The 26057-nt window shown below is 60.7% G+C and carries 21 protein-coding genes and 5 pseudogenes; 19 read left to right on the plus strand and 7 right to left on the minus strand.

All coding sequences use genetic code 11. From position 1 onward, the window contains the following. The first annotated feature begins 66 nt into the window (after positions 1-66). Both JGR78_RS17290 and JGR78_RS17295 read left to right on the plus strand, forming a co-directional pair. On the plus strand, positions 67-957 hold the full coding sequence (locus JGR78_RS17290; protein WP_182805187.1) for a CFI-box-CTERM domain-containing protein: 891 nt from the start codon (positions 67-69) through the stop codon (positions 955-957). Between the two features lie 363 nt (positions 958-1320). Next, entirely contained in the window at positions 1321-1851 is a 531-nt protein-coding gene (locus JGR78_RS17295) for a CAP domain-containing protein (protein WP_182805209.1), read from the plus strand. Positions 1852-2172: 321 nt separating this feature from the next. Here the strand turns inward: JGR78_RS17295 and JGR78_RS17300 are convergent, their stop codons facing one another. Together JGR78_RS17300 and JGR78_RS17305 are read right to left on the minus strand one after the other, a co-directional pair. Then, on the minus strand, positions 2173-2535 hold the full coding sequence (locus JGR78_RS17300) for an H-NS family nucleoid-associated regulatory protein (RefSeq protein ID WP_182805189.1): 363 nt from the start codon (positions 2533-2535) through the stop codon (positions 2173-2175). Positions 2536-2697: 162 nt separating this feature from the next. Further along, positions 2698-3255 carry a recombinase family protein gene (locus JGR78_RS17305; RefSeq protein WP_182805191.1) on the minus strand — a complete coding sequence of 186 codons (558 nt, stop codon included), beginning with the start codon at positions 3253-3255 and terminating at the stop codon, positions 2698-2700. Positions 3256-3485: 230 nt separating this feature from the next. Between JGR78_RS17305 and JGR78_RS17310 the strand changes: the two genes are divergently transcribed. After that, positions 3486-4598, plus strand: coding sequence for a glycosyltransferase (locus JGR78_RS17310; RefSeq protein WP_182805193.1), 1113 nt, complete (start codon positions 3486-3488; stop codon positions 4596-4598). Positions 4599-4831: 233 nt separating this feature from the next. Here the strand turns inward: JGR78_RS17310 and JGR78_RS17315 are convergent. Next, positions 4832-5631 (minus strand): annotated as a pseudogene (locus tag JGR78_RS17315) (IS5 family transposase). A gap of 185 nt (positions 5632-5816) precedes the next feature. Here JGR78_RS17315 and JGR78_RS17320 point away from each other — a divergent pair. Next, positions 5817-6977 carry a glycosyltransferase gene (locus JGR78_RS17320; protein WP_234450988.1) on the plus strand — a complete coding sequence of 387 codons (1161 nt, stop codon included), beginning with the start codon at positions 5817-5819 and terminating at the stop codon, positions 6975-6977. 78 nt (positions 6978-7055) lie between these two features. On the opposite strand, the pseudogene JGR78_RS17325 reads toward JGR78_RS17320, so the two are convergent. Continuing rightward, positions 7056-7785: pseudogene (locus JGR78_RS17325) on the minus strand (IS3 family transposase); the annotation flags it as partial. Positions 7786-7791: 6 nt separating this feature from the next. Here JGR78_RS17325 and JGR78_RS18315 point away from each other — a divergent pair. From JGR78_RS18315 to JGR78_RS17350, 6 genes and pseudogenes are all read left to right on the plus strand, one after another. After that, positions 7792-8054 (plus strand): annotated as a pseudogene (locus tag JGR78_RS18315) (IS5/IS1182 family transposase); the annotation flags it as partial. A gap of 62 nt (positions 8055-8116) precedes the next feature. Further along, positions 8117-8665 carry a dTDP-4-dehydrorhamnose 3,5-epimerase gene (gene rfbC / locus JGR78_RS17330; protein ID WP_182805211.1) on the plus strand — a complete coding sequence of 183 codons (549 nt, stop codon included), beginning with the start codon at positions 8117-8119 and terminating at the stop codon, positions 8663-8665. A gap of 1 nt (position 8666) precedes the next feature. Beyond that, complete coding sequence (rfbB, locus tag JGR78_RS17335) at positions 8667-9704, plus strand: dTDP-glucose 4,6-dehydratase (RefSeq protein WP_182805199.1); 1038 nt, start codon at positions 8667-8669, stop codon at positions 9702-9704. Positions 9705-9709: 5 nt separating this feature from the next. Next, positions 9710-10561 carry a dTDP-4-dehydrorhamnose reductase gene (rfbD, locus tag JGR78_RS17340; protein WP_182805201.1) on the plus strand — a complete coding sequence of 284 codons (852 nt, stop codon included), beginning with the start codon at positions 9710-9712 and terminating at the stop codon, positions 10559-10561. Beyond that, on the plus strand, positions 10558-11427 hold the full coding sequence (gene rfbA, locus JGR78_RS17345; protein WP_182805203.1) for a glucose-1-phosphate thymidylyltransferase RfbA: 870 nt from the start codon (positions 10558-10560) through the stop codon (positions 11425-11427). Before rfbD ends, rfbA begins: the two co-directional genes overlap by 4 nt. A 126-nt stretch (positions 11428-11553) precedes the next feature. After that, positions 11554-12114, plus strand: a pseudogene (locus JGR78_RS17350) (IS5 family transposase); the annotation flags it as partial. A gap of 52 nt (positions 12115-12166) precedes the next feature. Here the strand turns inward: JGR78_RS17350 and JGR78_RS17355 are convergent. Beyond that, positions 12167-13136: pseudogene (locus tag JGR78_RS17355) on the minus strand (IS5 family transposase); the annotation flags it as partial. Positions 13137-13453: 317 nt separating this feature from the next. Continuing rightward, positions 13454-14482 carry an IS110 family transposase gene (locus JGR78_RS17360; RefSeq protein ID WP_200559299.1) on the minus strand — a complete coding sequence of 343 codons (1029 nt, stop codon included), beginning with the start codon at positions 14480-14482 and terminating at the stop codon, positions 13454-13456. 326 nt (positions 14483-14808) lie between these two features. On the opposite strand from JGR78_RS17360, the gene JGR78_RS17365 reads away from it, so the two are divergent. The 8 genes from JGR78_RS17365 to JGR78_RS17400 all read left to right on the plus strand — a co-directional run bounded on the left by JGR78_RS17365 (position 14809) and on the right by JGR78_RS17400 (position 24201). Beyond that, positions 14809-15192: a transposase gene (locus JGR78_RS17365; protein WP_200559294.1), complete on the plus strand. Its 384-nt coding sequence runs from the start codon at positions 14809-14811 to the stop codon at positions 15190-15192. Continuing rightward, on the plus strand, positions 15189-15545 hold the full coding sequence (gene tnpB, locus JGR78_RS17370; RefSeq protein WP_200559292.1) for an IS66 family insertion sequence element accessory protein TnpB: 357 nt from the start codon (positions 15189-15191) through the stop codon (positions 15543-15545). Before JGR78_RS17365 ends, tnpB begins: the two co-directional genes overlap by 4 nt. 67 nt (positions 15546-15612) lie before the next feature. After that, complete coding sequence (locus JGR78_RS17375; protein WP_182806247.1) at positions 15613-17181, plus strand: IS66 family transposase; 1569 nt, start codon at positions 15613-15615, stop codon at positions 17179-17181. 58 nt (positions 17182-17239) lie between these two features. Beyond that, positions 17240-18274 carry an IS110 family transposase gene (locus JGR78_RS17380; RefSeq protein WP_182805117.1) on the plus strand — a complete coding sequence of 345 codons (1035 nt, stop codon included), beginning with the start codon at positions 17240-17242 and terminating at the stop codon, positions 18272-18274. A 536-nt stretch (positions 18275-18810) separates the two neighbouring features. Continuing rightward, complete coding sequence (locus tag JGR78_RS17385; protein WP_182805119.1) at positions 18811-20373, plus strand: Wzz/FepE/Etk N-terminal domain-containing protein; 1563 nt, start codon at positions 18811-18813, stop codon at positions 20371-20373. Between the two features lie 243 nt (positions 20374-20616). Next, positions 20617-21891, plus strand: a complete 1275-nt coding sequence (locus JGR78_RS17390) for a DUF563 domain-containing protein (protein ID WP_182805121.1) — start codon at positions 20617-20619, stop codon at positions 21889-21891. 80 nt (positions 21892-21971) lie between these two features. Next, the gene (locus JGR78_RS17395; protein ID WP_182805123.1) at positions 21972-23000 is read left to right on the plus strand and encodes a glycosyltransferase; all 1029 of its coding nucleotides are present in this window, start codon (positions 21972-21974) and stop codon (positions 22998-23000) included. Next, positions 22978-24201 (plus strand): O-antigen polymerase, encoded by a 1224-nt coding sequence (locus JGR78_RS17400; protein ID WP_182805125.1) that lies wholly within the window; start codon positions 22978-22980, stop codon positions 24199-24201. The genes JGR78_RS17395 and JGR78_RS17400 overlap by 23 nt, the downstream gene beginning before the upstream one ends. Here the strand turns inward: JGR78_RS17400 and JGR78_RS17405 are convergent. Beyond that, the gene (locus JGR78_RS17405) at positions 24170-24874 is read right to left on the minus strand and encodes a glycosyltransferase (protein WP_182805127.1); all 705 of its coding nucleotides are present in this window, start codon (positions 24872-24874) and stop codon (positions 24170-24172) included. The two genes, JGR78_RS17400 and JGR78_RS17405, sit on opposite strands and share 32 nt — an antisense overlap. A 269-nt stretch (positions 24875-25143) precedes the next feature. Here JGR78_RS17405 and JGR78_RS17410 point away from each other — a divergent pair, with 269 nt between their 5' ends. After that, positions 25144-26043: a glycosyltransferase gene (locus JGR78_RS17410; RefSeq protein ID WP_182805129.1), complete on the plus strand. Its 900-nt coding sequence runs from the start codon at positions 25144-25146 to the stop codon at positions 26041-26043. Positions 26044-26057: the final 14 nt, after the last annotated feature.

Raw genomic sequence — 26057 nt, forward strand, 5'->3', positions numbered from 1 at the left:
AGGGTTGCGATAGGGAGCGAATCGCAAGAATATCAATCAACACCAGATGGAAACTGGGGCGCACCCATGGCTGTGGCGATTGCTGATCCAATCGAATTGCGCGTTGTGGAAATAATCAACGCAGAGCGAGCCGCGGCTGGGCTTCAACCGCTTCATACGGAAGTTCACCTCAATAGCTCCGCTCAACATCATTCGAACTGGATGGCAGAGTCGGGAGTCCTTTCTCATACTGGTGAGAACGGCAGTACCCCCAGCGATCGGGCGGAGGACGCAGATTTCCCGATGCAGGGTGCATCGTGGCGCGTAACAGAAAACCTTTCCTATGTGACCATCGGCGGCTCCATCGATGAAGATGAGATTGCGCGCATGCATAGTGCCATGATGGAGAGCCCCTCCCACCAAGCCAACATACTGGACCCTAATGTCGATTACATCGGCGTGGGCCTTACCCCGGGGCAAATCGAAGAAGCGGGAGAACTGCACGATGTGGTCTTTCTGACCCAGAACTTCGGTGACAGCTCCGACCCGGTGCTCGTCCAGGAAGAAGTCGGCGGAGAAACCGTGCTGACGACTTATGTCGATGGCGAAGCGGTTCCGGGGACCTCACAACCAGCTCCCGAGATTGATAGTGATGATGACGAGGCGCTTGACCCTAGCGAGGACAACGCCTCCGAAGATGAAGATGAAGATGAAGATTCCGCCTCGGATGATTCATGCTTTGTGGCAACGGCAGCCTATGGCGACAGTCTACACCCCGATGTGATAATACTTCGCCGCTTTCGAGATGAATTGCTTGTGCGTTACCGGCTAGGACGTGCCTTCGTTCGCTTCTACTGGATCATCGGGCCAAGACTAGCCAAGGTGGTTCGTCCTAATCACTTTACAGGTCGCCTAACTCGACATGCCCTGCGTCCATGCGTGAGGGCGGCTGGAAGCCTCCTTAAGCATAATAATTAGGCTCATCAGCAGTTCGGGTGGCCGAACTCACGAGACAGCGGATAAGGGATTTCTACCAACCTGTTAAAGGTTTATAGAGCTCTGCTGCTTTACAGCAGGAAACCAAAGCACCTGCTCTTACCTGCCCTCTGCATCGCTGCACAATCATGTTCTGGAAGAGCCTTAACGCCAGCCCAAGGCAGAATCCCGTCCAGCAAGTGAGTGGTATGGAGGCAGATGTCCACGGTCTAGTGCCTGACAGGCGCTCGCCAGAGTATCTCTCTCTTGCGTCTTACCGAACAAAATACAACCTTAACTTGTTTTAAGGCATGAACTACACATCTGTCGGTTTCACTTTAGGAGACTTCCACGATGATTTCCATGATGCGTGCGCGGCTTTACCCGGTTGTCGCGATTCTACTTGGAACCGCCGCTTGTACCGCCCCCCCTCCCGTCGACGAGAGTGCCAATGTCCATGACGTGCAAGCGTCTGCCCCTGGTGCTGCCCAGTGCCCGAGTCCAAGTCCCGAAGAACAGGCCGCTGGGGTAAGAGCGACGAACGCAGCACGTACATCCGCCGGGCTGGCGCCGATTCGGGCCAACTCCACTCTGGCACGCGCAGCTGCGGCACATGCCTGCGACATGGCTCAACGTGGACGCATGACTCACACCGGCACCTCGACTTCAGGTCCGGCGCAGCGCGTCAAGAGCTTGGGCTATGCACCGCGTGTCACAGCAGAGAACATCGCTGCAGGCCCCTACAACGCTGACCAGGCTTTGGCGGCTTGGAATGCCTCGAGCGGACACCTGAGCAATATCCTCATCCCACAGATGCGCGACTTCGGTGTCGGTCACGCAATCGGCTCGGACGGCCGAACGGTGTACTGGGCCGCAGTTTACGCTGCTCCGCGCTGAGTGTCGGGGAGCATTCTGGAAGGCTACCTATCAAGGTTGGATTGAACAAAAGGATATATTATCAGATGCTGAGTGCAGGAGTACCATCCCTTCATGTAAAGGGTGGTTTCCATGTTCCGATTTTCTCTATGTGCCTTGGTTTTTCTTGCATCCTGCGCTAGCGACCCCAATCCCTGTGCCCACGGGTGCATCAGCACTCTCGTTGAGTGGGAGGAAGGCTACGGACCCGGCACTCTGAAATAGCGCCCAGGCTCGTCAGGCAGGCCTGAGCGCGGCTGGAGCAAGGAGTTGAGCGCGGCAGGCGCCGCGCCTTCCTTCGTCTCACGCAGCCAGTTCTTCGAGCGTACGACCCGACTCCAGCGCATCGTTGACCCAGTGCGGACGACGGCCGCGGCCGCTCCAGGTCTGCTCGGGATCCGAGGGGTTCACGTATTTCGCCGCGCCACCGGTCTTGTCGCCGGAGGTCTTCCGGCCCTTGCCAGGCTTTCCCTCTCCAAGCAGCTCGGTGAGCTTGAACCCGTGCTCCCTCGCCGCCTGTTCTGCCGCTGAGAGAGCTTCCTGGCGCTTTCGCGTTTCATAGCTGGCGATGGCACGATCCAGCTTCTTTCGGAGTTCCTTCAGGCCCTCGAGATCCATGTTTTCCAGCAATGCGGCCGGGTCAGACCCTTCCTCGCGCGCGTCCATTTTCAGTCTCCTTTGGTTCTCGTTCTGCAAAGTTACAATAACAATGATAACATCCGTTAAACGCCCGCCATATACTTGCCGGTGAGGCAGAAGATCAATACCGGATTATTGAATGATTGGCCGAGAGGAGCATCGCCTCCTTTTTGGGCCGGCTCCCGCAGGTCAGAGCCGGCCAGTAAGTGGCAGAAATCTGTAGACTGAAGATCGTGCAATGCCGAGTTGCCGGGCGATGGCGGTGGGGCTGAGCCGCTCGTTCTCATGCAGCCTTCGCACCTCGTCGGGATTGATCTTGGGCTTGCGCCCCTTGTAAACGCCCCGACCCTTTGCTGCGGCAATGCCCTCCATCTGGCGCTCGCGGCGCAGGTTGGTCTCGAACTCGGCGAATACCCCCAGCATGTCGAAGAAGGCCTTTCCGGCCGCCGTCGAGGTATCGACCGGTTGCTCGATGGCCTTCAGCGTGACCCCTTTTGTCTTCAACTCATGGACGATGTCCTGGAGGTCCTTGAGACTGCGCGCTAGCCGGTCGATGCGGGTGATGACAAGCGTGTCGCCCGGGCGCAGGAACTGCAGCAGGATGTCGAGCTCGGAGCGACCCTCACGAGAGGTGCCGGTTTTCTTCTCGGCCCGGATCACCTGACAGCCCGCCGCCCGAAGAGCAGCTTCCTGCAGTGACAGATCCTGGTCCGTCGTGGAGACGCGAGCATACCCGTAAAAGGTCATGGAAAGGCCAATCTGTTCGATTTGGGTCTAGACCCACTCACCTTACTGTCCGATAATCTCAAGAACAATCCTAATCGGACGCAGGAAGGTGTCCGACATATGTGTCCTCCTAGGGTATGCCCAAACAGACGCTTTGCGCCAACCAGCGGCATACAACCCCGCTTACCTGCTGGCCATAAACTATTAGTGATGCTAGGTCCGGCAGCCGGAGCTATCTATAGGCGAATACCATGGTGCAGAGTCTTGCTCTGGCGGCGACCATTGCTGCCCTTCTCTCGATGGGAATTAATGCCGCGGTCGTAAAAAGGTGGGCTCGGACACTTCACCTGGTTCAGCGGGATGATCTAAGTGCTGTTCAGGCATCGCATAACAAACCTACATCTAGGCTTGGTGGTTTAGGTGTAATAATAGGATTTGGAGCCGCTTCGATTCTGCTGAGCTACCTGACAGAAAACATCATCCCGATCCTGTTGCTGATATCCGTGCTCCCGCTTTTCTTAACGGGACTCTTGGAGGATATGGGCAAGGATCAAAGCCCTCGAAGGCGGTTGTTTGCAGCAGCAATCTCAGCAGTCTTTGCAATAGCACTCACCCATACATGGATCAAAGAAACTGGTCTGCTTTGGATTGATCCAGCTCTGTCCATTCTACCCATCGCGTGGGGCGTCACAATCCTCTGGTCTGCGGGGGTATGCAATGCATTTAACCTAATCGACGGCGTTAACGGGTTGGCAGGATTTCTGGGCTCATCCATCTCTGTCGCACTCGGGTACATCGCGTGGACAGCGGGGGATATCCTTATGGCCCAGATCGCTATTGTTCTAGCAGCGGCTATCGCCGGCTTTCTAATCTTCAACTGGCCATGGGGGCGGATCTTTCTCGGAGACGCCGGTGCGTATAGCATAGGGCATTTGTTGGTCTGGATATCGATCCTGATTGCCTGGCGGAATCCGAATATTTCTTATATCGCCCTGTGCCTGATGTTCTTCTGGCCGGTAGCAGATACATTTCTGGCCATGTGGAGGAGATCCCGCCAAAAAAAGAAGATGATGCACCCTGACTATCTTCATGCACATCAATTCATTATGAGGGCCATTCAGCTCCGCTGGAAGATGACGCTTGCCTTGGCAAATTCTGTAACAACTTTAGTTCTTGCACCATTTTTTCTTCCACCTATCCTCACAGGCGTTATTCTTGCTGATCGGCCAAATTTCTCTTTCTTGACATGGATTGTCTACGGAGCAGTATTCTTTGCCTCCTACCTGATCGGAATACGGTGGGTGAGACGTCAAGGCTGGCGCAAGACGCGGCCGATACCAGCCGAGTATGTTTCGCAGAAATAATCATAACGCCTTGGGTCCGGCGGTAATTTTTGACTCCACTAGAACGTGCTGTGGGTGGTGGAGTGAAGGTTTTGCATAGCGCGGGCAGATGCCGATCAATGCACCATCTGACAAATTCATGTCTTCGCGTTGCGCCCGAGCACACCCGCTCTGCCTCGCCGTCGAGGCCGTGACGACCTACAATCTAGCCGGGTAGTCCGCAGGATAGAGGCGGGTCAGAAGACTTAGAACACCTAACAAAACCTTCTGATCTGGTTGAGACAAATGAGGGCGCAGCCGAGGAGGACGAAAGCCTCGTGGATGTCGGCGCGCCGCTCGTAGCGGATGGTCAGGCGGCGGAAGCGGTTGAGCCATGCCAGCGTTCGCTCGACGACCCAGCGATGTTTGCCCAGTCTTTCGCTGCTATCGACGCGGCGTCTGGCAATGCGGGGCCTGATGGCGCGCTTCCGGCATTCGCTCCGGCAGCGGTGATGGTCATAGGCCTTGTCGGCGTGAAGCTTGTCGGGGCGCTTGCGCGGGCGGCCACGACCGTGGCGCACACCTGGCACGGCGTCGAGGGTGGGCGCCAGCATCAGGCTGTCGTGCCGGTTGGCTGGACTCAGGCGCACCCCGAGCGGCGTGCCTCGCCGGTCGACCACAAGATGGCGCTTCGTCCCCGGTTTGCCGCGATCTGTCGGGTTCGGGCCGGTCTCGGCACCCCCCTTTTCGCCGCCACGGCAGCGCTGTCGAGGCACGCTCGGCTCCAGTCCAGATGTCCGGCATCCGACAGGCGCTCCAGCAGCACGCGATGGAGCCCCGCCCAGACACCGGCCACCTGCCAGTCCCGCAGCCTGCGCCAGCAGGTCATGCCGGAGCAGCCGAACTCGCGCGGCAGCATCTCCCAGGGAATGCCGGACCGCAGGACGAAGATGATGCCGGCCAAGGCCAGCCGGTCATCGCATCGCGGGCGGCCGCCCTTGGGCTTCGGCCGCTGCTTCGGCAGTAACGGCGCAATCACCGCCCAGAGATCATCGGATACAAGGGGCTTGCTCATGGCCCCTCAACGCACAAAAGCCGGTTTTGTTAGGCACTCTTAGTAGGCTGAGTAACCTTGAAATAAATCCCGGTCGGCGGCTGTTTGCCATAGGTAACACAGCGATGTTGCCAGTCCTCAGCGTTTGGACCATTGCCTGGATGGAGACAGTAGCTGTCTACCCTTAGTAAGGTCTGAGGCCAAGCATGCTTGCAGACGGGCATACCTATCAGCCTGATCCCCTTGTCCTCGCAACGCTCCTCGCGGGTGTGCTTTCCTATCTCCTTGCCCATGGCGGAAGGCCCTCGCGTATTCGGAAGAGGCCCAGCGATCTTGGTGCCGTTCAGGCTTCGCACACTATAGACGCTCCGCGACTAGGTGGGTTCGCGATCTTCGTCAGCTTTCTAGGGGTGACCCTGGTCACTGTGACTAGAGGCCATGATTTAGTATTGATCTGGTCGGGACTGATTGTCTTTCTGATTGGAGCATGGGAGGATTTGTCTGGGAGTGTCAGTGCGAGGCGGCGCCTAATCGCCTCGATGGTCGCCGCGATGGCCGCTATTGTTCTGTCCGAAACCACGATCACACGATTAGATATCAGAAATCTTGATTTGATCCTTTCTGCTGCCCCTCTTGCTTCACTGCTCCTGACGATATTGCTGTCCGCGGCCTACACACACGCATTCAACTTGATTGACGGAATGAATGGCCTCTCCTCAGCCGCAGGAATATCGACCGCTTTTGCTTTAGCCTTAGCAGCAGACGTGCATGATCAGGCAGCTATTAAGTCAACCTCCTTGCTTTTGGCGGCGACGATCTCTGGTTTCTCGATAATGAACTGGCCAAAGGGGAAGCTGTTTCTTGGAGACGGTGGTGCTTATTTTGTTGGGCATACTCTGTTCTGGATAGCAGTTATGTTGGCCGCAGCTGTGCCAACTCTGAACATCGCATCCATAATTCTAATATTGTTTTGGCCGATTGCTGAGCTAAGCACTACTGTAATTAGGCGGTTGATTTTAAAATCACCTCTTAGCAAGCCCGACAGGCTGCATATTCATCAGATTGTTCGCCGGGGAATAGAAATAGCCACCATTGGCCGCAAAGCTCGGCCACTCGCCAATGCAATGACCACGCTCTGCCTTTTACCCTTGGTTATTGTCCCGCCGCTACTGGGTACTAAGCTCACTAATGACAGAAGTACTGCGCTAGTCAGTCTTGCCCTCTGCTTCGCAATTTATGCGACATCTTATATTACCTTAGTACGGCTCGCTTCAAGTTATAAAGCTCGACGAGCTGTTAGTAAACTTGTCCCACCTCCGTTTCGCCGAGCATTCAGAGGCTTGCGGTTCCAGACGCGGAGATCTTAGAAGATATTAGCAAGCTAAGAGGTGGCTCGGTTCGTCTGAACAGCTTCGGGGCTCGTGCTGAGTAGAACTCCGCCTTGGTTACGCCGCCGCCGGGATTGGCGTCGGCTGATCGAGATAGGCCTGATCGGGTGTCTGCCCGCCCAGCGACGAATGCGGCCTCGTGCTGTTGTAGAAGCCCAGATAGCGACCGATCGAGGCGCGGGCCTCGGGGACGCTGCCGTAGGCGCGCAGATACACCTCCTCGTATTTTACCGACCGCCAGAGCCGCTCGACAAAGACGTTGTCCCGCCGTCGGCGTATACGCCGACCCCTTGCCGTCCATGCTGATGGCGACCTCGGCGTTCTTCAGCACCTTGATGAACTCGACGCTGGTAAACTGCGAGCCCTGGTCGCTGTTGAAGATCTCGGGCCGGCCGTAACGTCCGAGCGCCTCTTCCAGCGCCTCGATGCAGAAGTCCGCCGACAGCGTGATCGAGAGCCGCCAAGCCAGGATCTTGCGGCTGAACCAGTCGATGACGGCGGCGAGGTAGACGAAGCCGCGGGCCATCGGAACGTAGGTAATGTCCATTGCCCAGACCTGGTTGGGCCGGACCACCGCCAGATTCCTCAGCAAGTATGGATAGACCTTGGGGCCCGGCGCCGGTTTCGACGTGTTCGGACGGCGGTAGAGCGCCGCGATCGCCATCTTCTTCATCAGCGTCGCGACGTGAAGACGACCTGCTTGGTATCCTTCAGCCTGCAACAGGCCCTTCAGCATCCGGCTGCCCGCGAACGGATACTCCAGGTGCAACTCGTCGATCCGGCGCACGCTTCGCGTTGGTCGTGGCTTGGTGTCTTCGCTCGTACCTTTTTTGACTTGGCCAAGCCCGGGCCCAGCCGGCGACACCATAATGATGGACAGCACCCATCGAGATCGGCGCACTGCGCGACGGGTCTCAGAAAAGGAGGGCGCAGCCGCGGGTCAGTGGGCGCACCAAGGACGGCTTGAACTCCAAGTTGCACAAGGTCAGTGACGGCAAGGGCTGGCCACTCACGTTCTTTCTCTCGCCCAGCCGGCGCCTCGCCGCCCTGAATGCAAGCCGGCTTTCTCTTTTCTCTTAAAAATGGCAAGCGGCCTTGGGCAAGGATGCGAGGTGACGATGCGGGTCGAGGAAACGGCGCTGCCGGGGGTTCTGGTGCTGACGCCGGCGCGGTTTGGCGACGCGCGGGGGTTCTTTTCGGAAAGCTGGAACCGGCGCACGCTGGACGAGGCCGGGGTGCATCTGCCCGAGTTCGTGCAGGACAACCACTCGCTTTCGGCCAGGGCGGGCACCCTGCGCGGGCTGCATTACCAGGCGCCGCCGCACGCGCAGGGCAAGCTGGTGCGCTGCGGGCGGGGGGCGCTTTACGACGTGGCCGTCGACGGCCGCAAGGGCAGCGCGACCTATGGCCAGTGGGTGGGGGCCGAGCTGAGCTTCGAGAACGGCTGCCAGCTCTGGGTGCCGCCGGGCTTCCTGCACGGCTTCGTCACGCGCACGGACGACACCGAGGTGGTCTACAAGTGCACGGGCTATTACGACCGTGCGGCGGACGGGGCGGTCCGCTGGGACAGCCTCGGCATCGACTGGGGCGTGGCCGAGCCGATCCTGTCGGAAAAGGACAGGGCGGCGGTTCCCTTCGCCCAGTGGCAATCCCCTTTCGAGGCCTGAGATGAAGATACTGGTGACGGGTGGCGCGGGCTTCATCGGCTCGGCGGTGGTGCGGTTGGCAGTCGGGCGCGGGCACGAGGTCGTCAACCTCGACGCGCTGACCTATGCGGCGAACCTGGAAAACGTGGCGGGCGTGGCGGAAAGCCCGGGTTACGCCTTCGAGCGGGCCGACATCCGCGACCGCGCGGCGCTGGACCGCGTCTTCGCGCGCCACAAGCCCGACGCGGTGATGCACCTGGCGGCGGAAAGCCACGTGGACCGCTCGATCGACGGCCCCGGCGCCTTCATCGAGACCAACGTGACCGGCACCTACAACCTGCTGGAAGCCGCGCGTGCGTACTGGACGCGGCAGGGCAGGCCCGAGGGCTTCCGCTTCCATCACATCTCGACCGACGAGGTCTTCGGGAGCTTGGGCGAGACCGGGCAGTTCACCGAGGACACGCCCTACGACCCGCGCTCGCCCTATTCGGCCTCCAAGGCGGCCTCGGATCACCTGGTCCGCGCCTGGCACGAGACCTACGGACTGCCGGTGGTGCTGACCAACTGCTCGAACAACTACGGGCCCTATCACTTCCCCGAGAAGCTGGTGCCGGTGGTGATCCTGAATGCGCTGCACGGGCGCGAGATCCCGGTCTATGGTGACGGCGGCAACGTGCGTGACTGGCTGTATGTCGAGGATCACGCCGACGCGCTGCTCTTGTGCCTCGAACAGGGCGCGATCGGGCGCAGCTACAACATCGGCGGCGAGAACGAGGCCCGCAACATCGACCTCGTGCGCACCATCTGCGCGCATCTGGACACGCTGCGCCCGGCAGGCGCACCGCATGACCGGCTGATCCGCTTTGTCACCGACCGCCCCGGCCACGACCGCCGTTATGCGATCGACCCGACCCGCATCCGCACCGAACTGGGCTGGCGCCCCTCCGTCACGGTCGAGGAAGGGCTGAAGCGCACGGTCGAATGGTACCTGCAGAACGAGGCCTGGTGGCGCCCGCTGCTGGACCGCGAGGGGGTCGGCAGGCGGCTGGGGACAGGCTGATGGACATGACCGACCTTCTGATCTTCGGCCGCACGGGCCAGGTGGCGCGGGAGCTTGCACGGCTCGCGCCCGGGGCGCGGTTCGTGGGGCGCGACGAGGCCGACCTGACCGACCCCGCCGCCTGCGCCGCGGTGATCCTCGCCGCCCGACCGGCCGCCGTCATCAACGCCGCCGCCTATACGGCGGTGGATCGCGCGGAAGCGGAGGCCGGGACGGCGCGGCTGGTCAATGCCGAGGCGCCGGGCGCCATGGCCGCCGCCTGCGCCGGGCTGGGCATCCCCTTCGTCCATGTCTCGACCGACTACGTCTTCGACGGCGCGGGCGAGGGCGCGCGCGCCGAGGATGCGCCGACCGGCCCCCTTGGCGTCTATGGCGCAACCAAGCTCGAGGGCGAGCGCGCCATTGCCGCGGCCGGCGGACAGTGGGCGGTGCTGCGGACGAGCTGGGTGTTCTCGGCCCATAGCACGAACTTCGTGAAGACGATGCGGCGGCTCGGGGCGGAACGCGACCGGCTGACGATCGTCGCCGACCAGGTCGGCGGGCCGACGCCGGCGGGGGACATCGCCGCCGCGCTGCTGACGATGGCGCAGGCCATGGCCGCCGATCCGGCAAAGGGCGGCATCTATCACTTCGCGGGCAGCCCCGACACCAGCTGGGCCGGCTTCGCGCGCGAGATCTTCGCCCGCTCGGGCCTGTCGCCGCAGGTGGAGGACATCGCGACCCGCGACTATCCCACCCCGGCGCGGCGGCCGCTGAACTCGCGCCTTGACTGCAGCGCCATCACCCGCGACTTCGGCATCGCCCGCCCGGACTGGCGGGCAGGCCTCGACCGCGTCATCGAGGAGCTTTCCGCATGAGCCGCCGCAAGGGCATCATCCTGGCCGGAGGGTCGGGGACCCGCCTCTACCCGATCACGCTCGGGGTCTCCAAGCAACTCCTGCCGGTCTACGACAAGCCGATGATCTACTATCCGCTGTCGGTGCTGATGCTGGCCGGCATCCGCGAGATCGCCCTCATCACCACGCCGGACGACCAGGCGCAGTTCCAGCGCCTGCTGGGCGACGGCAGCCAGTGGGGCATCGAGCTGACTTGGATCGTGCAGGCGCGGCCCGAGGGGCTGGCGCAGGCCTATATTCTCGCCGAGGACTTCCTGGCCGGCGCCCCCTCGGCGATGGTGCTGGGCGACAACATCTTCTACGGCCACGGGCTGACCGAGCTGCTGGCCGCCGCTGACGCACGCGAGGAGGCGACGGTCTTCGGCTATCACGTCGCCGATCCGGAACGCTACGGCGTGGTCGCCTTCGACGAGGCGGGCCGGGCGGTGCAGATCATCGAGAAGCCGGCGGTGCCGCCCTCGAACCATGCGGTCACCGGGCTTTACTTCCTGGACGGCGATGCGCCCCGCCGCGCCCGCGAGGTCCGGCCCTCGGACCGCGGCGAGCTGGAGATCACCACCCTGCTGGAAACCTACCTGCAGGATGGCCGGCTGACGGTCGAGCGCATGGGCCGCGGCTTTGCCTGGCTCGACACCGGCACCCACGCGAGCCTGCTCGACGCCGGCAACTTCGTGCGCACGCTGGAAAAGCGCCAGGGCATGCAGTCGGGCAGCCCCGACGAGGCCGCCTACCAGCAGGGCTGGATCACCGACGTCCAGCTGCGCACCCAGGCCCAGAGGTTCGGAAAGACCGACTACGGACGGTACCTCGCAAGGCTGCTGGATTGAGGGCAGGCGACTCGATATGAGGAAATCTATGCAACAGGCCTCTGTCCTGACGGACGATGAGAGCTAGGCTCCAGACCCATTGTTTGTGAGCGCTCGACATGATTCAGCCTCCGCAAGGGAGACCTGATCCATGAGCAACCTTTTTGGCTGTCCGAGGCGCAGATGGAGCGCTTGAAGCCTTTCTTTCCGAAGAGCCATGGCAAGCCTCGGGTCGATGATCGGCGCGTGCTCAGCGGCATAATCTTCGTCAAGCGCAATGGCTTACGATGGTGTGACGCACCCAGGGAATAGGGTCCGGCGAAGACGCTCTACAACCGTTGAAGCGCTGGAGCGACAACGGGGTGTTCGCCCGGATCATGATGGGCCTGGCCGCGGACGGCACCGCGAACAAGACAATCATGATCGATGCAACCCATCTGAAGGCGCACCGCACGGCTTCCAGCCTGCGCGCCAAAAAAAAGGGGCGCGGACGCCAGATCGGGCGCACCAAAGGGGGCATGAACACCAAGCTGCACGCCGTCGCCAACGCCAAGGGCCGGCCGATCCGTTTCTTCATGTTGGCCGGACAGGTGAGCGACTACACCGGTGCGGCGGCGCTACTGGGGCCTGCACGAGGCCGACTGGCTGCTGGCAGATCGAGGATATGATGCAAACTGGCTGAGAGAAGCTTTGAATGATAAGGGGCTCTGCTGCACAAATCGGGTAAGGGGCGGACCTCCCTTTTCCCCGGACAGGCACATCCCACGACTTCAGTGACGGGTATGCCGAGCGGTGAAGCCATTGAGAACGGCGACACGGACCTGGAACTCGGCGACCTGACGGTCGAAATCTCGCGCGGTCAGGCGTTGGCCCAGCAATTTGAGGCAATGCATCTTGGTCTCGACGCGGCTTCGGCGGTGGTAGCCGCTCCATCGTCGCCAGATGGTGCGCCCGAAGCGCTTCGATGTGCGCAGGGCCTCGTTGCGGGCGACTGCCCCGGCAGTGTCGGGCTTCTAGGGTTTGGCGTTCTTGCGGGGCGGGATGATCGCGGCAGCGCCGCGGTCGGCGATGGCGTCATGACATTTGCGGGTGTCGAAGGCACCGTCGGCGGTAACGCTGGCGATCTCCTGGTCGGGCGGGATCTGGCCGAGCAGTTCGGGCAATGAGGAGGGCCAGCAAACAGTCCGGGGGACTGTTTGCCCGACGAATGGCGCATCGCCGATGTCGCTGGTGGTGAACTCGGCCGCCCGGATTTCCAGGGATTTCTCGTCGATCCCGATGTGGATCTTGCGCCAGTTCCGACGTTTGGAGCCCCCGTGCTTGCGGGCATTCCACTCGCCTTCCCCCTCGACCTTGATGCCGGTGCTGTCGATCAGCAGGTGCAGCGGGCCCTGTGATCCGCGATAGGGAATGTTGACCTTCAACCTCTTCTGCCGGCGCGACAGCGTGCTGAAGTCGGGCACCGACCAGTCCAGACCGATCAACTGCAACAGGCTCTCGACGAACCCGGTCGTCTGCCGCAGCGCCATCCCGAACAGCACCTTCATCGTCAGGCATGTCTGGATCGCGGCATCGCTGTAGTCAGGCTGACGCCCGCGCTTGCCGGTCGGTGCGGCCTCCCAAGCCATGGCGGGATCAAACCAGATCGTCAGCGAGCCACGCCGCTTGAGCGCTTCGTTGTAGGCGGGCCAGTTCCGGGTCTTGTAGGTCGGAGGTGTCGGTCTGCTCATGCGCCCAGCAAACACACTGGAGTCACAAGAGGCATCCCCTCACCCGATTTGTGCAACATGTGTAACCGCCCCAAGCGCAAGAGGGATTTTGAAGCTGATCTTGGCGCGTTGTCGGGTGCTGACATGTGTCCGGCCTCATGATGCGGCGCGATCCATGCCGCAGGGCCCGTATGGTGTTCGAAGGTCGGGTCCAGATCAAAGCCGCGTGCTCATAGGCACTCTGTTGCACACTGGTTTTCCCGATCCCGTCTCACAACTGTTGCGCCAAACTGCTCCTTGCCCTCTTCCGCTCCGACGTCCTCGCGATCTGCGGCGGCTTACGCCGCTGCGACCGGAGATTGGTAGATGCCACCCCGAGCCATCAAGGCCCAGACGATCCGCGCCATCTTGTTCGCCAAAGCCACCCGCACCAGCATCGGTGGCTTGCGCAACAGCAGGCTGCCCAGCCATGTTCCGGGCTGCGCTTCCTTGTGAACGTTACGTTTGATCACCACGCTGTTGGCGCCAATGATCAGCAGGCGTCGCAGGGATCGTTCGCCCATTCTGGTCGTTGCTCCGAGACGTTGCTTGCCGCCGGTCGAATGCTGCCGAGGCACAAGACCAAGCCAGGCGGCAAAGTCGCGTGCCTTGCGGAACGTCTCGGGTGGCGGCGCCAGAACAGCGATGGCCGTGGCAATCAGCGGCCCGATGCCCGGCACCGTCATCAGTCGCCGGGCGACGTCATTCTCCTTGGCGCGCCGGGCGATCTCGGCATCGAGCTTCCTGATCTCTGCCTCCAGATGCGTGAGTGCCGCGATCAAAGCCTTCAGCGTGGGGACGGCATCAGCAGGGAGAGCGCCATCCGGATCCTCCACGATCGCGATCAGCCGCGCAGCGTTGGCCGCTCCCTGTGGCACGATCTGACCGAACTCGGTCAGATGGCCGCGCAATGCGTTGATCGCCTGCGTGCGCTGCCGGATCAGCAACTCCCGGACCCGGAAGACCATTGCCGCGCCCTGCGTCTCTTCGCTCTTGACCGGAACAAAGCGCATGGTGGGTCGCATAGCCGCCTCGCAGATGGCCTCGGCGTCCGCCATGTCATTCTTCTGGCGCTTCACAAACGGCTTCACATAGGCCGGCGGGATCAGCCGCACCTCATGCCCCAGCTTGCCAATTTCCCGGCCCCAGAAGTGAGCGCCGCCACAGGCTTCCATCGCCACGACGCAAGAGGGCAGCTGGCTGAAAAACTCCAGCACCTGCCCTCGCCGTATCTTCTTGCGCAGAACGGCTCGTCCTGCGCCGTCAGTTCCATGCACCTGGAATACATTCTTCGCCAGATCGAGCCCGACCGTGATAATCTCCGACATGACCGCTCCCCTTTGTGGATCGTTGCAGACCCACCTTGGCACATCAGATGCCGTCGGGGGGCGGTCACATCATCAGAGCCATCGGGATCCCTCATGCACTAAGATTGGAAATGGACCACTTAGCGTAATCGCAGGTGGGCCTTCTCGTCGGCAAGACCGGCACCTTCCACACTGGTCATCCAAAGATCGGCGGTAAGCGCGAGGCCGACGCCCTCCTGCCATTGCTGATCTGAACCGGCCATTCTCCGCGTATGCGGGTGGTGGAGGAGACCGATTTGGCAAGAGACGGCAAATTGGGCGTCTGTTTGGACGGCTCATCCGGTGGCTTGGTTTCCCGACTGGATGTGATCGAGGGGCCAAGCGGACGGCGGCAGCGCACCGAGGCGGAGCGGGCGCGGATTGCGGCTGAAAGCCTGATCTCGGGTATGCGGGTGGCGGAACTCGCCCGCAGGCACGGCACCACGCGTTGGCAGATCTACAATTGGCGCAAGAAGCTGCGGACGGGACAGTTGGTGGTGCCCGAGAGCATGGCGGGCCTGCCGATGTTTGCGGAACTGGTGGTCGAGGGCGGCGCGGCGGTTGTGCCGCAGGCCGAGGCCGCGTCCGAGTTGGAGATCGTCGTCGGCGATGTCGTGATCCGCGCCGGTGCTGACGCCAATGAGGGCCAGCTGACGCGGGCGATCCGCGCGGCTCGGGCGGCAATGTCATGATGCTCGGCCAGGGCGGACCCGTGAAGGTCTTCGTGGCGATGCGGCCGGTGGACTTCCGCAAGGGGATCGATGGCCTGGCGCTGGCGGTGCAGGAGATGTTCGGGCTCGACCCGTTCTGCGGGGCGATCTTTGTGTTCCGATCGAAACGCGCCGACCGGATCAAGCTGCTGGCCTGGGATCAGACCGGGATGGTGCTGGTTCACAAGCGGCTGGAGGGCGGGAAATTCGTCTGGCCGCAGGTGCGGGACGGGGTGATGCGGATGTCCTCCGCGCAACTCGCCGCCTTGTTCGAGGGGCTGGACTGGCGACTGGTCCGGCCGGAGCGGGCGCGTCGTCCGCTGGCAGCAGGGTGAGCGTGATGGTGCGGGAAAGCCCTGTTTTTACTGGTCATATACCGCGCTCCATGATTCACTTCACCCCATGGATGCTGCCGCTCTCGCCCGCGAAAACGCCCTGCTGAAGGCTCGCCTTGCCGAGGTTGAGGCGGTGCTCACCGAGGTGCAGGAGGCCAATCGCCGGCTGGAAGACATCGTGCGCACGGCGCAACGCGAGAAGTTCGGCAAAAGCTCCGAGAAGCTGTCGCCCGACCAGTTCAACCTGCCGCTGGAAGATGCCGAACTGGCCCAGGGCGTGCTCGAGGCGGCACAGGAAAAGGCGGAGGCCGCCCTGAGGGCTGCCAAGGGCACGCATGCGCCCCGCAAGCCCCGGCGCAACCGGGGGCATCTGCCGCCGCATCTGCCGCGGGTCGAGCGGGTGGTCGAGCCTGCCAGCATCCTGTGCCCCTGCGGCTGCGGCGAGATGGCCCGGATCGGCGAGGACGTGTCCGAGCGACTGGACGTCATCCCGGCCCGGTTCCGGGTGCTGGTGACGCGGCGCCCGAAATACGCCTGCCGGCGCTGCTCGCAGGGCATGGCGCAAGCCCATGCCCCCGAGCATGTCGTGCCCGGCGGGTTGCCCACGGAGCAGCTCATCGCCTGGATCATGGTCTCGAAGTTCGGCGACCATCTGCCGTTCTATCGCCAAGCCGGGATCTTCAAGCGGCAGGGCATCGATCTTGACCGCGGGACGCTCGGCAACTGGGTTGGCCGTGCCTGCTTCCACCTGCTGCCGATCATCCGGCACATGCAGGCCCATCTGCGCCGGGCCGATCGCATCTTCGTCGACGAGACCCGCGCGCCGGTGCTGGATCCGGGGCGCAAAACCACGAAGAGCGGCTATTTCTGGGCCGTGGTGTCCGATGATCGCGGCCATGGCGGTGTCGGTCCGCCCATCGTGCTGTTCCATTACGCCCCCGGTCGGGGCAAGGAGCATCCGCTGAACTTCCTCGCCGGGTATCGGGGCCGGTTCCTGCAATGCGATGCCTACCAGGCCTACAACGCGATGACCGAGATCGCGCGCGACAATGGTCCCTGGCGGCTGGTCTACTGCTGGACCCATGTCCGCCGCCGCTTCGTGAAACGCTTCGAGAGCGACCGCTCGCCCATCGCCGAGGAGATGTTGCGCCAGATCGCGCTGCTCTATCAGGTCGAGAAGACCGTGCGCGGCAAGGATGCGGCTGCGCGTCTCGCTGCAAGGCGCGAACATGCGGCCCCCATCATCGCCGCGCTCAAACCTTGGCTGGAGATGCAGCTGCCGCGCATCCCGCAGAAATCCCAAATGGCCGAGGACATCCGCTACGCCCTCGCGCACTGGCCCGGCCTGATCCGCTTCCTCGACGACGGCACACTCGAACTCGACACCAACCCGGTCGAGAACCAGATCCGCCCGATCGCACTTACGAGAAAAAACGCGCTATTTGCCGGCAATGAGGTCGGTGCAGAGAACTGGGCCATGCTCGCCTCGCTGGTCGCAACCTGCAAGATGTCCGGCGTGAACCCGGTCGACTACATCGCCGACACCCTTCGCGCCATCCTCGACGGTCACCCAAAAAGCGCCATCGAGGACCTCATGCCTTGGCGCATCAACCAGCCGTCAAGCATCGCCGCATAGGGCAACGATCTCGCGCTTACGATCGGCGTTGTGCCGACCAGATGAAGGAGAGCCAGAGATGCCCTGTTATGCTGCTCTTGACGTCGCCCAGGAGACGACCGCGATCTGCGTTGTGGACGAAGAAGGCCGCATCCAGACCGAGAAGAAGTTGCCGACCTGCCCCGATGCGATCGCCGGCTTTCTGGCGCGTGCAGCGCCTGGCCTGGTGCGGGTCGGAATGGAAACCGGCCCCTTGGCGGTCTGGCTGTGGAATGAGTTGGCCGCGCGGCAGCTGCCCATCATCTGCCTGGATGCGCGTCACGCGAACGCCGCTTTGAAGATGCGCCCCGTCAAGACGGACCGGAACGACGCCGCAGGCCTTGCCCAGATCGTGCGCACCGGCTGGTTCAAGCAGGTGCGCATCAAGACCCGCAGCAACTACCAGATCCGCTCGCTTCTCACGGCTCGCGAGACGCTGGTGCGCATTCGCGTCAAGATCGAGAACGAACTGCGCGGGCTGTTGCGCACCTTCGGCGTGCTGTTCGGCAAACGCGTCGGCAGCTTCACAAGGCGCGCCGGAGAAATCATCTCGGGCGAGCTTGATGCCGCGCCCGAGATGCGTCTGGTTGCCGAGGTGCTGATGAAGGCGCGGGCCTCGACCCTGGACCAGATCAAGGGGCTCGACCGGCGCTTGTCTGCCATTGCCCGGGAAACGCCCATGGTGCGCCTGTTCATGACCGCGCCCGGCGTGGGCGTGATCACGGCCTTGTCCGTCGCTTCGGTCTTCGACGATGCGGCGCGCTTCAGGCGCTCCTCAAGCGCGGGGGCCTATCTCGGCCTGACACCCCGGCGTTACGAGTCCGGCGAGACAAGTCGTAACGGGCGCATCTCCCGGCAGGGCAATCAGCTGACCCGAACGCATCTCTACGAGGCGGCCACCACCCTGCTGACGCGCAACCTGCGCTTCAGCACGTTGAAGGCGTGGGGTATGAGGCTGGCCAGGGCATCCGGCTTCAAGAAGGCACGCGTCGCCGTTGCCCGCAAACTGGCCGTCATACTCCATGCCATGTGGAAGACGAACACCCCGTTCCGCTGGAGCGAGGCAAATGCATGACAACCAGGGAGCACGACTGACCAACTGACTTCACGAATGCGTCCTGCCGGGACGCATGGCCAGGATCAGGCCGGCCCTCTGAAGGCGGCGCTTCCACGAGACGCAGGGAAGGTGACCGCGAGGACCACTTCGGCCGATCCACCATCTGACGCCAACATGCAGCGACCAGGACCATCGACTGCGGAGAGAACCCTGAACCCGGCGAAGCGCAGACGTGAAACAGAAACCTTGACCAGAGCGATTAGAGAACCTCATTGGGGCAGGCCACTACCGCCTCCAGAGATTGCTGAGCATCTTCGCCAAGCCATGCTCGCCTAGGGACGCGCCAAGCTATACAACCCATTGAGTGGAAGGGAAATCCCATGAGTTAGGATGCGCTGCGCCATGCGGCCGCCAGCTAGCAGTAAAGCCAGGATGAGGCACCTCGAACCTCGGTTCGTTCCGTCCTGAGCCTGAGCAAAGTCGATTGTAGCCTACATGCGAGGCTGTTAGAGGAGCGCCACAACCTTCGGGTTCAAGGTTCGACGCAGGCCACCATGACCGACATTTATTCAAGACCGGGAGAAGCGGAACTCGATTTTTCGGAGTTCTTTCGCACGGTTTGGAAGGGCAAATGGATAATCATGGCATCCATGGTCGTGGCCGTGATGCTGGGCGGCTACTTTCTTGTAAATTCTCCGGAAGAATACACGGCTGAGGCAGTTTTCGCCTTAGAGGAACGCGACTCCCTTCAGGCTCCCTCGTCATATGGAGACGCGGCAAACTTGTTCCTCGGCGAAAGCGGGGATGATCAGGGTATATTCGATCGGCTTGAGGGACGGGATTTCATCCTTCGGCTGGCGAATGATATCGACCTTGAAAATGATGAATATCTTAACCCGCCCCCCCAAGAGCCCCCGTTACTAAGTATTGCCGGGGTGATGTTCCGGGCAGGGCTGTATGAACCCGGGCAACGCGATGCCGACGATACGATCGTGTCTGCATATCGCCAGAATGTGGAGCTTTCAGAAACCAAAAGCAAGTCGATAAGGGTGTCCGTAAGTCACGCAAATCCGACGCAAGCGGCCCGGATAGCCAACGCCATTGTTCACCGTGCAATAGGCGAAATCGAGGACGAAGAAAAGGTATCCCACCGCAACCAGCTCAACTATCTTTCCGAGCAGCTGGCGGATTCTTTGGAGGAGGTGGAGGCTGCAAAGAATGCCGTTGCCGAGTCCTCGATAAACAACGGCCGTGTCTCTCTGGATCTGCTGAAGCGCGAAGAGCGCATTGCCGAAGCCAATTACAATGCGCTTGTGGAGCAGGTCAGGATGAAGTCTCTGACCGTGGGCTACCCCGGAGAAGGGGCGAAGATCTACCAGCTGGCAGCTCCGCCGCAGGCGCCATCATCTCCCAACCCGCCTATCATCATCGCCGTCAGTCTCGCTTTGGGGGCGCTTCTCGGAATAGGTCTTGCATTATTGTTCGTGCGTTGGCGCGGAAAGGTGCATTCCGTATCGACTATTTCCGGAATGACCGGAGCGCCGATAGTCGCAAGGACATCCGCATTGCGGAAGCTGCGCCGGCCATCGCGGCTTTGGCGCGCCGAAGAGTATGACAAGGTCGGCGATCCCGCGTTGCTTGAACTGGCAGCTGCGGTCCTGTCTGCAGAAAAGAAGATCGTTCTTGTTGCCTCGACGGGACTGCGGATCTCACCTCTGCCCGTTGCTCTCTGGTTGGCAAATACCAGCACGGCGCATGGTCGTTCCGCAGCCCTTATGCTGCTGGGTGTTTCTCCGCCATCTTCTTCGACGGCATCCTCCGGACAGGAAATCGCGGATGACAGGTTTGGCAAAGTCGACGTGCTCTATTCGCGGTCTCGGAACTCGTTGGATGCTCTTTCGTCGTTGAGGAAAGCTGGAATGATGATCGAGGATGATTCCAGCCACGACATCCTGATCCTGGTCGCTTCGTCAAGATATGCGACAACTGCTGCGCGGGCTCTGAGCCGGGCTCATCCGTTTTCCATTCTTGTCACGCAAGAGGGATATTCCCACCGCAACGTACTCGAGCGGATAACGAAAGCTACAACGGTCGACGCTGTTGTCAACCTGCAGTGAGATTGATGATTTCATGCTCTAGCGCCAATTCTGGAAAGTCCGCCAAACATGTCCTGCGTTCAGCAGCGGAAGGGCGAATGAATCGCGGATCGGCACAGGGCATGTTGCCTGCACCTGTTGCTGAAACCCCACGTGTGACAGCTTCAGCCAAGGATTGGTATGCATGATGTGGGCATTTCGCCCCTGTGTCGAGGGAAATTATTACTGCGGCGACAATGCCGTTCCACACGCGGAGCCAGATCGATGAACCTGCGGCGATCAGCACGCGCCCTGTATGATCAGGTGAGGAATGACACATTCGATTTCCTCGCCGCTGAGCCAGTCCGGCCGCTTCGACGGAAGTTGCTGCAAGCGATCGGAAAGCCGCCGCTGCTGCTCGGGATATTTGAGGAAAGCGCGGACGAAAGCTATGTGATTGCCGGACCGGCGGGGTCAACCACCATAAAACCCGTTCCGGTCGGTGCTGTTCCGCAGCCAAGGGAATCCGCCTTCGCGCCTGTCAGGGCGCACATAATCCCTCATGCGCTGACAAGCCCCTATGTCTCGGGTGTCATACGTGGCAGTTGCCTCCTGTTGCCGTCCCAGCTCATCCGCGATAGGAGCAGGATCCGGACGCATGGCGGCCCTCTTTTCCATTTCGAAAAAGGTCATGCGCTTGCACGGCAGCGATCCAGCATTGAAATCCCAGAAGGTATTCTGGTTGGAGGTGCGGGCGCTTTCAACTGGTACCATTTCATCGTGGAATGCTTGCCAAAGGCTCTGCTGGCTTCCAGGCTCCCGCAGGGATTTGCTTCGCTGCCGCTGTTGGTGCCGATGGAATGCAGAACCATCCCGTCCTTTTCAGACGCCTTGGGGCTGTTCTCAGAATCGAGAAGAATAATTTATCTTGCACCCGACCAGATTGCTCATGTAGGGCGGCTCGTCGTATTCGATGACGTCAGCGTAGGGCCTTTCAACCTGACGCAAGGATCTTGGCCAATTGTGGACGATTACAGCCAGCACGATGATTTCATGAAAGAGTATTTTCACGAATTTCGTTCGCGGTTGCTGGATGAGGCCGGTGAGCGTGAGCCGACAAAACGCTTTTATCTGGCGCGACCCCGCTTGAGAAGGAATTACAATCAGGATGAACTGATGGACATTGCCGGCCGCTTTGGTTTTGTTCCACTAGGGCTAGAAGGCCTGACTTTGGCCGAACAGGCGAGACATCTGTCCGAGGCCGAGGCGCTGGTTGGCCCCTCCGGCGCGGCATGGACCGGCTTGGCATTCTGTCCGGCGGGCGTTAGGGGGATCAGCTGGCTTCCAAAGGAGTATGAGCAATTTTCGTCGTACGCCAGTTTGGCCCATCTTCTTGGGCATCGCCTTCATTTCCTTACTGTGGCGACCGAACGACCACTACGGAGCAGTGCGGATGCCTATGAACAAAGTTATGCCTTGAATACCATACAGTTTGAGGATGCTCTTTGGCGGGTAATGGGGGATCTCAGCGCCATGGATGCCATCCGGCGTCCTTCGTGACTGAGAAAACCCTGTCGACGAAATGAACTCGTCTGCGGCTGCGATCGAACTGCGTCAGGCGGAAGCGCAAAGATGAAAGAATGGCGACGCTCATGGAATCGTCTCGATCAGTTGTCGGAATCGGCCATTCCCCTAGTACTGCTCGCGGGCACACTGATGGGCAGCAGATCTCCTTCGTTTTGCTGGCTTATAATCAGGAGAGGTTTATCCGTGACGCCGTAGAAAGCGTTCTTGCCCAGGATTACGGATGCCTGGAGATAATCCTTTCCGACGACGCATCGACTGACGCGACCTTCGAGATCATGAGCGAGATGGCCGCAGCCTATCACGGCCCTCATAAAGTGACCCTCAGAAGGAACGTCACCAATCTCGGTCTGATAAACCATCTTGTTTCCGTCATTGAAGTCACAACCTCGGAATACATAATCGCGGCAGCCGGGGACGACATATCCGAAACGCATCGCGCAAGCGCAATCGCTCGGATTCTTGAATCCCGCCCTTTCCTGGTGTGCTCCGGTTATTCCACCATCGATCTTACCGGGCGTCCCGTTGCGCATGAGCGCAGTGATGAGGACATGCTTTCCGGAGACATCAGGAGAATCGCAGTGTCCACCGCGCTGTATGTCGGTGCGACGGCTGCGTGGCACAGGGATCTTTTCAGGATGTTCCCGCCGATCTCACGCCAGGGCAGTTATGAGGATCTTGTGCTTGGATACCGCGCCGCGTTGCTGGGGCGCATCGAGTACATTCCGGAAAGTCTTGTCCGCTATCGCGTTGGTGGGGGCATGACAACGACGCGTACGGACTGGAAGAAGGCTGCGCAAAGAACCGCAACCGCAAGAATTTCCTCTCTTCAGCAAAGATTGCTGGATACGCGGCACTTTTCTCCTGACCGAAACGATCTCATTAAGAGAATAGAGAACCAGATCAAGATAGAAAGGGCAATCCTTGCGCTCTCCTCAAATCATCGAGATTTTCTGCGTCTTTATTCGTGGAATCCGAAAGTAATACGGTATTTGTCGAAAGTGGCCGCTAGAAGGCTGAGGCGGTCGTTCCTTTCGCATGTGAAAGGGGGCGAGATGCGACATGAGCATGGCCGCACAACATAAATCCCCTGCTCGAACCTTCCTCGCAGTCTGGATCAGCATCCTTCTTCTCTACTCGGTAATAGACGCGCGCTGGATGCCCTATCCTAACGGCATGCACATTGCCTATTTTTCCTTGTTCTTTTTCTGCTTCGGCTGGGGCGCCATCCTTTACAATCTTTTCCCCCGGTCGGCTGCCGTTGAGAAAAATGTCACTGTCCGGCAGCAGATTGTAGCGTATTTCTCCTCGCGGCAGGCGAACTGGCGGCTGCGTGTCGGCCTTGCTGTCTTTGGAACAGTGTTTCTGGCTGAAATAGCTGCTGCCGGAGGACTTCCGTTGTTGTCGTTCATGGGTATAGGGGCAGAGATAAATTATACTGATTTCGGCCTTCCCGGCGTTCACGGAATACTCAATTCCCTGTATTATGCGATCTTTTTGCTGGTTATCGTGAACAAGCAGATGCGGCCCTGGAAACGGCGGATCCTGCTCATCTCCTTGATCTTCTATCCTGTCGCGATCGTCAGTCGGCAGGTGTTGATGAGCGCCATGATCCAAGCCACTCTGATGGCCTATCTCAGCAGCACCAAGCCTTTTCGCGTCATCATGCGCGGAGTACTGGGATTCGTGGCCCTTATCTTCCTTTTGGGTTGGCTGGGGGATCAGCGGTCCGGGGCTGATGTCATCCGAGAACTGTCGGGGCTGGATGATGCGGTATCCGAGCGGGTTCCCACCGCGGCCCTCTGGCTCATGACCTATATCCTTTCGCCCATAGCAAATGTCTTCAACAATGCGCCTTCGTGGGACGGCTACGATCTGTATCCTTTTCTGTCCGGCCTGTTGCCTACCGTATTCCAGGGGATCATCGACGCGACGCGGGGTGAATTGCAGATCGATCTGGTGGATCCGCGGCTGAATGCCGGGTCCATCTTCATTCATATATCCCCATTCCTCGGTTATGCCGGAGTGACGATTCTCGGCGCGGTTCTCGGCTTCGCGCTCGAGGGTTGCCGTCTGGGGAAGTGGGTTGCTCCGGGCAGCTTCAAGCCGTTCATCTACGTGATTGCCACGCATGGCGTGGTCCTGTCGATGTTCGACAATCTGCTGGTCCATATCGTTTTCGTGGTGGAATACCTGTTCATTCGGCTTATCGTAGGCAGGGCGCCTCGCCGCTCGGCACCAAGCGTACTCCCTGCTACCGCCGCAAGAGCGCCCAGCCGAGTCTGAGGCGCTCTGCCAGTATCTCAGGCAGAGATCGGCGTTGGGCGGAATTGCCGGTTATCGAGGCTGTTGCAGCATGACGGCGGTACAGGATGAAAGGCTGCCTCGATACGGCCAGCCGTCCCCGTAGCGCGCTGCGTATCGACAACCACATATCATGGGGCACTTTCGGGGGGAACGGCATACTCTTCATGACGAAGTCACGTCGGCAAGCCATTGTCGCACCGATCACCGTCGGACGGATGAACAGGCGCAGTGCTGAAAATCGCGCTTGTCGTGCCGCAAAGAAACTCGGCTGCAGCAAGACGAGATCCTGATCCACCAGAACAGCATCGCCGCAGACGCAATCAGCATCCTCAAGGACGGCAAGTGAGCTTTCGATGCGTTGGGGCAAGCACACGTCGTCTTGGTCCGAAAAAAAGATGAACTGCCCCCGGCTCGCGCGGATCGCGCGCTGAAAGTTTCCCTGGTACCCCAGCCGCGGCCCCGGAGGCAGAAGATGGATCCTGGGGTCGGTATACGCGGCCACGACCATGCGTGTTTCGTCCGTTGAGCCGTCATCCGAGATGACGATCTCGTCATCCGGGCCAAGCGCGGCCAGCAGGCTGTTTATCTGCTCGGTGAGATATCGCGCGCCGTTATAGGTCGCCATCACTACGGTGATACGGATACGCTGCATGAAGGATGCCTTTGAGGCCGGCCGCTTTGCGGTCACGGGTTTCTGCGCTACATATCCCAAGGCGCCGCTTGTTTCCAGCTTGGACGACGGCAGGGATATTCAACCGATTGGATGTCCGGCGCACATTTCCTGACTTGCCTACAAAGCCTCGCAGCCACCCCGTGACAGGCTTGCCGCTTACTGTTAGGAGAGCCTCCCCGACGAGGCTTTGCCTTTTGCGCGCGAGGCGCTACGGGATATGGGCATCTGAACAAGGAAGGCAGATAGCCATGATCCTGCCACGCGTCGCTGTCCTGCTGGCGTCCTATAATGGTTCCGCCTTCATTCGCGAACAGATTGACAGCATCCTGGGTCAAAAGGACGTGCATGTTCACGTGTTCGTTTCGGATGACGGCTCAACCGATGATACAGTCGGGCATGTGGCCGCCTATCCAGGAGAATCCGTCACACTGCTGCCGGCGGTGAAATCCGGGGGACCGGCGCAGAACTTTTTCCGCCTGCTGCATGACGCGCCCTGGGGGGAATTCGATTTCGTCGCCCTGTCCGATCAGGACGATATCTGGAACGCCGACAAGCTGTCGCGCGCCTGTGCCATGCATCGCGCCTGCGATCTGGCGGCTTATTCCAGCAACGTCACCGCCTTCTGGCCGGATGGCCGGCGCAAACTGATCCGCAAGGCGCAGCGGCAGCGGCGAATGGATTACCTGTTTGAAGCCGCGGGTCCGGGCAACACCTATGTTCTGTCCGTTCCCTGCACCAGCCTCATCGTCGCGCGGCTTGAGGCAGCTTCACCCGCGCGGGTCGGGAACATCGCCCTGCATGACTGGCTGTTCTACGCCATCATCCGCGCGCATGGATTGCCCTGGTATATCGACCCGCGCCCGTCGCTCGATTATCGTCAGCACCAGGCCAATGTCGTGGGCACCGGGCATAGCCTGGGGCGTGTCCGCAAGAGATTCGGCATGCTCATGGGAGACTGGTATATGGACCAGCTCGGCACTATTGCTGAAATCGCGGGCATAACCGGACCCGAGATCGATTTCATCCACGCGCCTTCCCCGGCCGGGCTTACTCATATGCTGCGCCACCTAGGGGACTATCGCCGCAAGAAAAGCGAGGCGGCTGTTCTGGGCCTGGCCTTTGCCCGCCATGCCTTCAGGTCAGGCTAGCAATCCCGGCAAAG

It is taken from the genome of Paracoccus sp. MC1862, assembly GCF_016617715.1.
Classification (GTDB): Bacteria; Pseudomonadota; Alphaproteobacteria; order Rhodobacterales; family Rhodobacteraceae; genus Paracoccus.